The following is an 11,456-nucleotide window of genomic DNA, read 5'->3' as shown; positions in this document are numbered from 1 at the left end:
CTAATTGACCTGCGCCGCTTCCATTGTTGGCCTAGCAAGCTGCTAGATTTGCGTTTAACGCTGGTCGGCCAGATATTCCGAGAATTCTTCGATCGTCGGATAATCGTAGACGACGGTTGGATCGATGCGGCGTCCGAGCCATTGTTCTAAATCCCCCGTCATTCCGATCGCCGATGCGGAATCGAGCGCGAACGTCTCAAATGGCGCCGTCACATCGATCGACTGTGGCGCCGTATCCAGCTCGCGGGCAAGATAGGCGACCATCCACTCTTGGATCTCTTCCGCCGTGGCAGTTGCGCCAGTGGCCGATTTGTCGCTTGTCATGTAGGTCCTCTCACGTCGTTACGTAATCGATTTATCCTACACGTTGCGCTCGAAAGCGACCACCAACCCACGCTTGGGCGGCAATGTCGGCGGGAAGCGAACCACAGACCGAAATCGCGCCGACAAAGCCCTCGGCCGGGCAAAATTCGGTGACTGATGCGGCCAATTCGTCCGGGAAATGGCCGAAATGGTTCATGATCCGACGTGACGGCGGCGCAGTCAGGTCGATCTCGAGCTTTTCCAACGGGCGGCGAATTCCGACCCCAAACGTTTTCAAATAAGCTTCTTTATGCGTCCAGTAACGGAGAAACTGGCGATCCTTCTCGGCGGCCGGCAGACGCAGCACGTCGGGACGTTCGCCGGGGGCCAAGCAACGATCGACCATCCGCGATAGGCCGCGAATCGGGCGGATCTGCTCGATGTCGACCCCGACTTCGCCGATTGTCGAGATCGCCAAGACGGCCAGGTCGCCCGAATGGGTGATGTTGAACCAGAGCGAATCTTGATGTTCGAGTTGCGGCTTTCCGAACTTTCCGTTCACCAGCGACAATTGCTTGGGGGCCATCTCCAGATAGCCGGCCACAATTTGGCGAACGGCGCCGCGGCAAACGATGTAGCGTTGGGTCTGAGCGTCCAACAGGAAGCTTTCCGCTTTCTCGCGCTCGCTAGCTGAAAGCACTTCGCGCAGCTGCGCCACTTGCGACTTGCTCGTGTGAAGCGGAATGCTCCATAGATGCAGCGCGTCGGCTGAAATGCCGGTCAATGGTGCGAGGCGCGAGCCCCGGGCTTCCGGAAGACGTATCATTTTCGCTAGGGGGTTAAGTGTCGTGATCGCACAAGTCCGACCAGCGGCAAGGAGTGGGGCGGCCGCCATGTGGAGGATTGCGCTCTTCTAGAAAAATCGGTCAAAGACGATCTCGACGGGAGGGTTATCGGCTTGCTGTGATCTGCCGCATCATTCGGAATACTCTGTATAATTCAAACGTTCCCACATAATACGCGGCGGTGCTGGTATTGTTGGTGGTTTGCGGGGTTTTTGTGGAGTTTTCGGGCAGATGGCGCGAGTTGTACTAGCTATGTCAGGGGGCGTCGATAGCAGCGTCGCCGCGCACCTCCTCCTAGAAGAGGGGCATGAGGTCATCGGCGTTTTTATGCGCCACGGCGAACAATCACCCGTTGCTAGCTGCCAAATTGATGGCCAATCGGCGCTGCCGATCCTGAATGATCGCCCCGATCACAAGCAAGGTTGCTGCAGCGCCAGCGACGCCGCTGATGCTCGTCGAGTCGCCGATAATCTCCAAATTCCCTTCTACGCGCTCAATCTCCAGCGAGAATTTGGGCAAATTATCGACTACTTCGTCGACGAGTATGTCGCGGGACGAACCCCCAATCCGTGTGTGATGTGCAACAACTGGATTAAGTTCGGCAAGCTGTTTGACTATGCGGATAGCGTCGGAGCCGAGTATGTCGCAACGGGACATTACGCCCGCTTGATCACCGATCAGACGGACGCTCTCCCTCGGTTGGTGCGCGGCGTTGATTCGGGCAAAGATCAAACTTATGTGCTGTTTGGAATCGGACGCGAATATTTGCGACGAATGTTGTTGCCGGTCGGACAGTTTGAAAAATCACGCATTCGTGAGCTCGCTGGTCAGATCGGGATGCGCGTAGCGGACAAGAAAGATAGCCAAGAGATCTGCTTTGTCACGTCGGGGAAACATGACGAGTTCATCAAGTCGCGCCGCGCCGATCTGCAAACCGCCGGCGAGATTGTCACCACCGCCGGCGAAGTGGTCGGCACGCATGACGGCATCGAGAAGTACACCATCGGCCAGCGCAAGGGATTGGGCGTCGCGCTGGGCGAACCACGATTTGTCGTGCGAATTGACGCCGAGACAAACCAAGTGGTGATCGGCGAGAAAGAGGAGCTTGGCCGTACCGAATTGACCGCGCGCGATTGCAACTGGTTGGTCGATCTGCCGGCGGGCCCGCTCCGTTGCCGCGCCCAGATTCGCTACAACAGCGATGACGCGCCGGCGACTGTAGAGCATTTGCCCGACGGTCGGATCGCCGTGACCTTTGATGAGCCGCGCCGCGGCGTCGCGCCCGGTCAGGCGGTCGTTTGCTACGACGGCGATCAGGTGCTCGGGGGCGGCTGGATCGAATAACGCCGTCCACGCGTTCAACGCATGACAATTCGGCTGGCGCATGTCGCGTGATGCGTATGCTACGGCGCTACGACTCTGCGGGCGGCTGCTCGCTTGCTTCGTCGGCCGCCGGCGCCGCCGAATAATCGTCGACTTCGGTCAACGTAAATTCGGTCGAGAAGTGCGGGCCGGCGGTGAGATAGATTTCGCCGTGCGGCTCTGGTTGTTGGGCGATGACGCCGCAGTGTCGCACAAGCTCCAGCACTGCTAAGAAGAGGCCGATGATGACGATCTTGTGAACCTGGCCTTCGAACATCGAAGTGAACGAGACGTTATCTTCGGTGACAATCCGCTGATGGATGCGTTCCATATAGACGCGGATCGGAGTGTCGTCATAGACGATGCTGGTCGGCTGTACAATTTTGTTGTCGCGCACGATGCGCGACAGCGCGCTGACCAGGTCCCACAACTCGACCTCATGGATCGGCTGTTGAGCTGGGTCAATTCGCCGCGGCGGCAGATCGTCGGAAAGGCGCGCAAAACGGCGGTTCCAGGCGCGACCTTGATCATCCAGCAGGCCGGCGGCGTCTTTAAATCGTTTGTATTCCAGCAGGCGTTCGACCAGTTGTTCGCGCGGATCTTCAATCAGTTCTTCGTCCGCGTCGACCCCAGGCAACAGCAGCTTCGATTTGATCTCGACCAGCGTGCTGGCCATCTCCAAAAAGTCGGCGGCCGCGTCGACGTCTAGATGCTGCAAGATGTCGAGATAGATGACATATTGCTCGGTGACCATCGCGATTGGGATGTCGCGGATATCGATCTCATGTTTGCGCACCAGATACAGCAGCAGGTCGAGCGGCCCGCGGTAGACGTCGATATCGACCTTGAATTTCATCTTGAATTTCTTCCTGCGGTGTCTGGTGGGAGCGCGAAATAGACGCGGAATCTTCATCAAAAACTAAAGCAGAAACCCTAGGGAGTCATCAGGGCTCTCTCTATATTCGGGTTTGCCCAACCTTTGCGGTAGCAGGACAGGGGCTGGCGGGGCTGAATTTTCGCGGGCTGGAACTTTGCGAACATTCGCCGACGGCATGCGCCCAGGCTCTCTTTTCGCCTATTTCGTCCCGCAAGGGGAGATCGATTTGGCCTCGTTTTGTCACTTAGGCGCGGTTGAGCTATGCCCATCGAAATTCGACATCGCGAAACTGGCGAGCCGCTGCATCGGTTGGCGGCGGATACGCTCCGCGGCGCGAACCTTTCTAGCAAGGCGCTGGCTTACGCTGATCTCGCCGGCGCTGATTTGCGTGGGGCGATCCTCGATATCGCCGATTTGCGTCATGCCGACCTGCGCGGCGCGCGACTGGACGAAGCCAGTTTGCAGAACGCCAGCCTGGCCGATGCGATTCTGGATGGCTGCGCCGGACAAGGCGCCGATTTTTCGAACGCACAGGCGCAACGCGCCTCGTTTGTCGAAGCGACGCTATCCGGCAGTTCGTTCCGTTACGCTGATCTGACGGCGGCCAAGCTGAACGCGGCGCTGATGTCCGACAGCGATCTTAGTATGGCGACGCTGCGCGGCGACTTCTCCTCCGCCAAGCTGAACCGCTGCGACCTGCGCTCTTCGGATCTAACCGGCGCTGGATTACGGCGGACCAGTTTGCGTAATGCACAATTGGAGGGAGCGATTCTGATGGGCGCTGATCTTACTAGTGCGAACCTTGACGGCGCTAAACTCGTGGGCGCGAAGCTTACTGGCGCGGTCATTAAAGGAACGTTACTGGAAGGAGCATCGCCGAAACTGCAGAGTCGACCCACCAAAGCGAAGGGCCCCTGGTGGAAAGTTTGGAAGTAAAGCATCCACCCGATCGCGTGCTATTAGTTTGTATCTTATGTAATACGCATCCATAAAGTTGCAATTTTTCTCTTGGGGTGTAGCTTCCAGTTTTCTAGAATCATAGGTAACTGGTCCGTTCTTTTACCCGCATGCAATTGCTTGAGAACGGCTCGCCGGCGCAACTTTGGCGCAGCCGCTTCGATATCGACCAGGGATAGAGACGCCAAGGAATGGGCGATCCAGACCATGGCGCATATAGAGATGAGCGCAATAGAGAAGTAGGCGCAGATTAGCAGGCACGATCGCGTAACGTTTTCCGCTGACCGACTGCTGGCGTGTTCATTCGCCGGTGAAGCGTCGCTGCGGGAAATCAATATCGTATTTTCAAAGCGATACTTGATTTCTCGGGCGGGGTTTGGTCTTAGGATAGCGCGGTTGTCGAATCTCTTATCTCTCATAAAAGCGGGCAACGAGCTAATTATGATTCAAATTAAACATCGGGAATCCGGCGACATTCTCCTGGAGATGGACGCCGAATGCCTTCAGGGGCAAAAACTGATTGGCAAAAACCTGAAAGGGGCGGATCTCTCGAATCGCGTGCTTCGTGATTGCGTCTTTGACAGTGATAATCTCAACGGTTGCAACTTCGCCGGCTCGGATCTCGAAGGAGCTTCGTTTATCGGCGCGTCGGCGCAAGACGCTGACTTTACCGGCGCCAATTTGCAGAAATCGCGATTCACGGACGCATTACTCTATCGATCCTTGTTTACCGGCGCCAATATGACCGGCGCCAACATGCGCTACGCCAAGATGGAAAATTGCAATCTCGCGTCGGCCCGACTTGTCGAAGCCGATTTGAGCATGTGCGATTTGCGGTGCGACCTGTCAGCGGCCAATCTGACCCGCGCGGATGTTCGCGGCGCAATCCTTAATGGTGCGAACCTCAGCGGCGCCAAGATTGATGACGCTGATTTCACCGACGCCGATATGCATGACGCCAATATGGAAGGGACGCTGATCGAACGCGCCAAAAACGCGTGTGCGAAGCACAAAAAATTCCAACCAATCGCGCGGGCGAAACGACCTTGGTGGAAAGTCTGGGCGTAGGCTCAGCCACTGAAGACATCGAACGACTCGATTGCCCGTCGTAGGGCGATCGAGTCGACTTGCGAAGATCGCCCAGCCAAACGCGGTTCGTCTTACCGGGATCTCATGCACGTTTTTTGAAGCATCATGCCGAAGTCGGCCCCCAATCGGAGGTTTGTTTCGCCATTTGGCGTTGCAAAGCTGCCGCGATCTGCCTGCTTGGCGGCAAAGCTTCTTACGGCTGCGCCGCTCTGATCGCGGCCAACCAGGAGAAATAACGCAACTTCAAGATTCGGTCTCCGAGCGACGGTCCACGCACTCTGCTCCACTTTCCGCTCTAACTCGCCTTCCCGCCGCCGCAAAGTGGGGGATTTTGGGCTGATTGGGGGCTTTTGCCGGCTGGGCGCCTGCAACAATAGCCGCAGAACGCCGGATTCAGGATTGGCAAGCGTTTGGCGCGCTGATTTCCAGGGCATGATCGTCTACACTGGGAGTTTACTTGGCCGCTGCTTCTGGTCGGGGGGCACGTTGTCGATCGAAATGCTATTTTGGTCCAGCGACAGACCGGCGCCGCTAGCAATTTGAATCGTAGAAATCATGAGTTTGCCGCAAATCGTTATCGTCGGTCGTCCCAATGTGGGCAAATCGAGCCTGTTCAATTGGCTTGCCGGCCGTCGTTTGGCGATCGTTGACAATGTGGCCGGGGTGACCCGCGACCGCATGACCTATCTGATGCAGTGGCGCGAGCGCTATTTTGAGATCGTCGATACCGGCGGGATCGGCGTCAATGATGTCGATGATCTGACTGACGAAATCGAGCAGCAGATCGCAATCGCGATCGATTCCGCCGATCTGATCTTGTTTGTCGTCGATACCCGCGAGGGGATTCTGCCGCTCGATCAAGAGGTGGCCCGCCGTCTGCGCCACGTCAACAAGCCGATCGTGCTGGTCGCCAACAAGACCGACGAGCAGCACATGGACCACGACGCCGACCAGTTTTATCAACTGGGACGCGGCAAGTTGGTGCCGGTCAGCACGCTGCAAAATCGGAACAAAGATGACCTGCTGAACGTCATCGCCGATCGACTGCCGGACGCCGAAGAAGGAGAGCAGACCGGCGAGCCCGAGATGAAAATCGCGGTCGTTGGCCGGCGGAACGTCGGCAAGAGCACCTTCGTCAACACGTTGGCTCGCGCCGAGCGAATGATCGTCAGCGAAGTCGCCGGCACGACGCGCGACAGCGTCGATATTCGCTTTGAACTCGACGGAAAGTCGTTCACCGCGATCGATACGCCTGGCTTGCGCCGCCGCGTTAGCGTCAAGACCGACGTCGACTTTTACAGCACGCATCGCGCCGAACGAAGTATTCGCCGGGCCGACGTCGTGCTGATGTTCTTCGACGCGTCGCAGCAAATCAGCAAAGTTGACAAACAACTGATCGCCTACATCGCCGAGAACTACAAGCCGGTCGTGTTTGTCGTCAACAAGTGGGATCTCTACCACGACAAGATGCCGACCGATCGCTGGGCGACCTATCTGCATGACACTTTCCGGAACATCCCCTACGCGCCGGTCGCGTTTATCACAGGGCAGACCGGCAAAAATGTGAAAGCGCTGCTGAACCACGCCCAGATGTTGTTCAAGCAATCCCTCGAGCGGATCACGACCGGCGAACTCAACCGCATCGTGCGGTTTGCGATCGAGAAGACGCCGCCGCCGCTGTACAAACTGCGCCGTCCCAAAATCTATTTCGCCACGCAGATCGGCGCTCAGCCGCCGACGATCGTCCTCAAATGCAACTCGCCTAAAGCGTTTAGCGACGGCTATCGTCGTTATCTACTGTCGATGATCCGCGATCATGTCAGCTTTAGCGAGGTGCCGATCAAGCTCTATCTGCATCGACGCCAAGAAGCCGACTTCAAAGGAGACGCCCAGTCCGGCGACACCGAAGAGCCGCAAGATTCAGACTCGGGCAATGCCGCAGTTAGCGACTTGCTGAACGAATCCAAAGACGAATAGCCGCAATATGCGGCGTTCTGCAGGGGGGCTCTGCTTACGGAGACGCCGCTGGCGAATAGACCTCGATCGGCGGCGGCAGCATCTGCTCTAGCTGGCTGACGCGCTGTTCGAGCGCCGTGAGCCGGCTTTGGGTTTCAGGACTCGTCCCGGTGCAGGTTTTCCCTCCCAGACTGAGACTCAAACATCCAGTCGTAACCACGGTCAGACCTCCCGTGAGGAACAGCAGCGCGAGGGGGCGAATACGCATCATCTGACCTGCTCGGTGAGTGAGGATCGGTGAGAATTGAGGGCGAGGGATAATCGATGGGATCGGGCGCTTGGTCAAGGTCAAGTTGCGGCGGTTTCGCGCGAGTCCGTTTCGCGCATCAAAAAAGGGGAACCTTGCGGCTCCCCTTTTTCTTAGGAAAACGTTGATTGGTCTTAGCGGCAGGTAGGGCAATTGCCGTTGCAATTTCCATTGCCGCAGCCGGCGCCGCCGCGATGGAATAGTCGGCTGCCGCCACCGCCGCCGTGGTGGTGATGCATCGAGCTGTAGGGATTCGGCTCGCGATGCTGCCAGGGTCCGCGAACGTAGTACACGCCGAACTGGTAGGTGTTGCTGGGCCAGTACGGGGTCGGGCTCAGCTGTGACACATCGCCCACCGGTCCGGGATTGACCGGCGTGAACTGATGGTTGATCGGCGTCACGCGGCTGGACGGAACGCCCCAGCTGTAGTTGGTTTGCAGCGAAGCGGTCGGCGGCACGACCAACGCCATCGGCGTGTGCCAGTTCTCATAATAATAGCCCCCGTGCCACGGATAGGTCTGCGCATTCTCAGCGGCGATCACGGCGGCGCCGTTGTAGGAGACAGGCCAGCCGGCTTGGACGCCGCCGGCGGTCGCGGCCGAAGCCGCAATGCCGACCAATGCGGCGAAAATCAGGTTACGGGTCATCGCTAGGGATCCTTGCGTAGAACTTGCGTGGTCGTCTGGCCGACTTAGAACAACGGATTCGCCGGCGAGAGCCAGTTGTGACCCCCGTACCATTTCACGGTCGTCCGATTCCAGCCGCGGCCGCCGTTGTAAGTTTGGTAGTAACGTCGCGTATGCGGGTACAAAAACTCGTGCGGCGCCAGCGGCGGATACGTGATCGACGTATGACCGACCAGCGGCGGCGTCGGGAACGGCGCGACGTACATCTCGGCGTGGACGCCGGTCTGTTGGTCAGCGACGTAGTACTGCGTAAACGGCTGTTGGGCCGACGCGGTTGATACGGCGGTCAGGCCAGCGGCCAAAACAAATCCGCAGAACAGCGCACGGATGGCGAAAGTTTGCATCGTCGTCTCCTTCGGCATGCGGCATGTCGGGCCGCCGTCGAGCAGTAATTGAGTGTTCGGTTGGGTATCGCGCGTTCGCCCCAAGTTGGCTGTCGCGCAAAGATTCGACTGCTGGAAACGTTATTCGGAACTCCGCAGGCGGCGCGTGAATGTTTCTCACCTGATTGTGCCAAATGCCCCTAGTGTGACGATACTGCCGTCTTTTCCGTAAACTCGCGGGTTGTGCCGTCGTTGCAATCGGCAAAGTTTACTACAATCGGCAGCTTGTCTTGGCTAGCGCCTTCGCCGGCCGGTAGGCAGGTGCGCTGGCCCCCTGCCCCAATTGCTTGGGGGGTTGCGACTCGGCTGCCCGTCGACGAAATTACGCCGCAGACGGAAGTTTGGAAGCTTTCGCGCCGATGTTTGTCGAAACACATTCTCTTCCCAAGCATGTCACGGATCTGACGCTGCCAGCCTGAAAGGAACGCCCGTTTTGTCGACGATTGAGGCGGAAATGACCACCCCTAGCTCTCCCAAAACCAAACGCCGAGCAACGGCCGAAACGATGGCCAAAAGCCAGCGTGAGATTTCGGTCAGCGAGTTCTTCGCCAAGAACCGCCATTTGCTCGGCTTTGATAATCCCCGCAAAGCGCTGCTGACGACCATCAAAGAAGCGGTCGATAATTCGCTGGACGCTTGCGAAGAGGCGGGGATCGTTCCCGAAATCTGGGTTCATGTCGAACAGACCGGAGTCAACCGCTACAAAGCGGGGATCCAGGACAACGGTCCAGGGATCATGAAAAAGCAGATCCCGCTGATCTTCGGCAAGCTGCTGTACGGGTCGAAATTTCATCGGCTGCGGATGAGCCGCGGTCAGCAAGGGATCGGCATCAGCGCGGCCGGCATGTATGGCCTGTTGACGACCGGCAAGCCGGTCAAGATTGTCTCGAAGGTCTCGATCCGCAAACCGGCTCACTATTACGAGCTGCGGATCAACACCAAGACCAACGATCCCGAGATCCTGGACGGCATCGATATCGACGCCGGCGAAAAAGGGCACAAGTACATCGCCGATCACGGCATCGAATGGGTCACTCACTACGATCCTAAAACGCCGGACGCAAAGCCGGCGGAACTGCGCAGCGGCACGCGCGTCACCATCGAATTGGAAGCGAAGTACCAGCGCGGCCGCGGCAGCGTCGACGAGTATCTAGAACAAACGGCGATCGCCAATCCGCATGTGACGATCCACTATCTGGATCCGGAGAACAACCTACGGCTCTACAGTCGTTCGACCCGCAAATTGCCGCCGGAACCGATTGAGATCAAGCCGCATCCCTACGGCGTAGAAGTCGGCCGCTTGATCACGATGCTGAAGGAAACGCCGGAAACGACCATCTCCGGTTTTTTGACCAACTCGTTCTCGCGCGTTTCGAACGGCATCGCCAAGCAGATTTGCGAAGGAGCGAAGATCGGCACGCGCACGCATGGCAAAAAGCTGACGCGTGATGACATTGAAAAGCTTTACCACTCGATTCAAGCGACCAAGATCAGCAATCCGTCGACCGACTGCATTGTGCCGATCGGCGAAGAGCTGCTGCTGAAGGGAATGCACCAGGTGGTGCCTGCCGAGTTCTATTGCGCTGCGACGCGGCCGCCGTCAGTCTATCGGGGAAATCCATTTTTGATCGAAGTGGCCCTCGCTTATGGCGGCGCCGTCGAAACGACCAAGATCACCAAGGAACTGCTGAAAGAACTGCTGTCGGAAAGCGACGCGCGCACCGTTCGGCAGTTTTTAATCAACACCTTCAACGGGCTGGGCGCCGACGCGGCCGACAAGATCACCAAAGCGTCGAAGATGGGCGCGCGGAAGAGCCCCGGCAAGTTGAAGCCGCGCGAGATCGACGCTTTGTTTGACGCGATGCAAAACGTCAACGTCAACGAAGGGCAGTCGATGAACGTGTTGCGCTACGCCAACCGCGTTCCGCTGCAGTTCAGTCAAGCTGGGTGCGCCATCACGCAGTCGATCACCAGCATGAACTGGCGCAGCTATGGACTGTCGCAATCCCGCGGCAACGTTCCCAGCGGCCCCGTCACGCTGATGGTCCACATGGCGAGCGTCTGGGTTCCGTTCACCAGCGAATCGAAAGAAGCGGTCGCCAGCTATCCCGAGATTCAAAAAGAACTGCGTCTGGGGCTGCAAGCGGTCGGACGCAAACTCGGCATGTTCCTCCGCAAGCGCCAATTGGTCAAACAGCAGGCCGATCGCCGCAGCATCTTCCTTCGCTATCTGGGAGAAGTCGCCACCGCGGTCAGCGAGTTGAACGGTTGCGATCGACAATCGGTCTACGACAACCTGATGGCGGTCGCCCAAAAGAAGACGGCCGAGGCCGACATGAAACTGAACTCGTCAGGCAAGCTGGTCGACGAAACCGAGGACTTTGGCGACAACGTTTTGATCGTTGAAAAGACAACCGAGGAATTGCTCAATCGACCAGGCGCCAACGGAGAACCCGATGACGACGAGCCGCTGAACGACGGCAGCGACGAAGCGTTCGACGAAATGGAAGACGAATAATCCATCGCAACGATTGAAGATGCGTTTTTTGAAATCGCAGGCGCCGATGATTCTTCGTAGCCCGCAGCGCGAGCGACGGAAAATCGCTCGGCTATTCCGATACGGTTCGAAGTAGCCAAACGCATTTCCCTCGCTTGCGCTGGCGAGCTAGGGTCCGATTGATTCGAAAAATC

11 protein-coding genes are annotated in these 11,456 nt (G+C 57.8%); 5 read left to right on the top strand and 6 right to left on the bottom strand.

The features are described from left to right. Window positions 1–54: 54 nt before the first annotated feature. Window positions 55–324, bottom strand: coding sequence for an acyl carrier protein (locus DSM3645_RS00135; protein ID WP_002649919.1), 270 nt, complete (start codon window positions 322–324; stop codon window positions 55–57). A gap of 31 nt (window positions 325–355) precedes the next feature. Then, window positions 356–1,129 (bottom strand): 4'-phosphopantetheinyl transferase family protein, encoded by a 774-nt coding sequence (locus DSM3645_RS00130; RefSeq protein ID WP_237564725.1) that lies wholly within the window; start codon window positions 1,127–1,129, stop codon window positions 356–358. Between the two features lie 250 nt (window positions 1,130–1,379). On the opposite strand from DSM3645_RS00130, the gene mnmA reads away from it, so the two are divergent. After that, window positions 1,380–2,492: a tRNA 2-thiouridine(34) synthase MnmA gene (gene mnmA, locus DSM3645_RS00125; protein ID WP_040351419.1), complete on the top strand. Its 1,113-nt coding sequence runs from the start codon at window positions 1,380–1,382 to the stop codon at window positions 2,490–2,492. 67 nt (window positions 2,493–2,559) lie between these two features. Here the strand turns inward: mnmA and DSM3645_RS00120 are convergent, their stop codons facing one another. After that, on the bottom strand, window positions 2,560–3,366 hold the full coding sequence (locus DSM3645_RS00120) for a segregation and condensation protein A (protein ID WP_002649916.1): 807 nt from the start codon (window positions 3,364–3,366) through the stop codon (window positions 2,560–2,562). Between the two features lie 282 nt (window positions 3,367–3,648). Here DSM3645_RS00120 and DSM3645_RS00115 point away from each other — a divergent pair, with 282 nt between their 5' ends. The 3 genes from DSM3645_RS00115 to der all read left to right on the top strand — a co-directional run bounded on the left by DSM3645_RS00115 (window position 3,649) and on the right by der (window position 7,410). Then, a complete protein-coding gene (locus DSM3645_RS00115; protein WP_002649915.1) occupies window positions 3,649–4,323 on the top strand; it encodes a pentapeptide repeat-containing protein in 675 nt (224 codons plus the stop codon). 462 nt (window positions 4,324–4,785) lie between these two features. Further along, the gene (locus DSM3645_RS00105) at window positions 4,786–5,412 is read left to right on the top strand and encodes a pentapeptide repeat-containing protein (RefSeq protein WP_002649913.1); all 627 of its coding nucleotides are present in this window, start codon (window positions 4,786–4,788) and stop codon (window positions 5,410–5,412) included. 576 nt (window positions 5,413–5,988) lie between these two features. Continuing rightward, window positions 5,989–7,410 carry a ribosome biogenesis GTPase Der gene (gene der / locus DSM3645_RS00100; protein ID WP_002649910.1) on the top strand — a complete coding sequence of 474 codons (1,422 nt, stop codon included), beginning with the start codon at window positions 5,989–5,991 and terminating at the stop codon, window positions 7,408–7,410. 34 nt (window positions 7,411–7,444) lie between these two features. Here der and DSM3645_RS00095 read toward each other — a convergent pair whose 3' ends face one another. The 3 genes from DSM3645_RS00095 to DSM3645_RS27415 all read right to left on the bottom strand — a co-directional run bounded on the left by DSM3645_RS00095 (window position 7,445) and on the right by DSM3645_RS27415 (window position 8,726). Continuing rightward, on the bottom strand, window positions 7,445–7,657 hold the full coding sequence (locus tag DSM3645_RS00095) for a hypothetical protein (protein WP_237564724.1): 213 nt from the start codon (window positions 7,655–7,657) through the stop codon (window positions 7,445–7,447). Between the two features lie 173 nt (window positions 7,658–7,830). After that, window positions 7,831–8,343 (bottom strand): hypothetical protein, encoded by a 513-nt coding sequence (locus tag DSM3645_RS00090; RefSeq protein ID WP_002649908.1) that lies wholly within the window; start codon window positions 8,341–8,343, stop codon window positions 7,831–7,833. A 44-nt stretch (window positions 8,344–8,387) separates the two neighbouring features. Continuing rightward, window positions 8,388–8,726, bottom strand: coding sequence for a hypothetical protein (locus DSM3645_RS27415; RefSeq protein ID WP_050769266.1), 339 nt, complete (start codon window positions 8,724–8,726; stop codon window positions 8,388–8,390). A 472-nt stretch (window positions 8,727–9,198) separates the two neighbouring features. On the opposite strand from DSM3645_RS27415, the gene DSM3645_RS27410 reads away from it, so the two are divergent. Continuing rightward, on the top strand, window positions 9,199–11,283 hold the full coding sequence (locus DSM3645_RS27410) for a DNA topoisomerase VI subunit B (RefSeq protein WP_237564723.1): 2,085 nt from the start codon (window positions 9,199–9,201) through the stop codon (window positions 11,281–11,283). The last annotated feature ends 173 nt before the right edge of the window (window positions 11,284–11,456 follow it).

Origin of the sequence: Blastopirellula marina DSM 3645, from assembly GCF_000153105.1 — a bacterium.
GTDB lineage: Bacteria > Planctomycetota > Planctomycetia > Pirellulales > Pirellulaceae > Blastopirellula > Blastopirellula marina.
The sequence above is the reverse complement of the archived record's forward strand: the minus strand, read 5'-3'. Positions and strand labels throughout refer to the sequence as shown.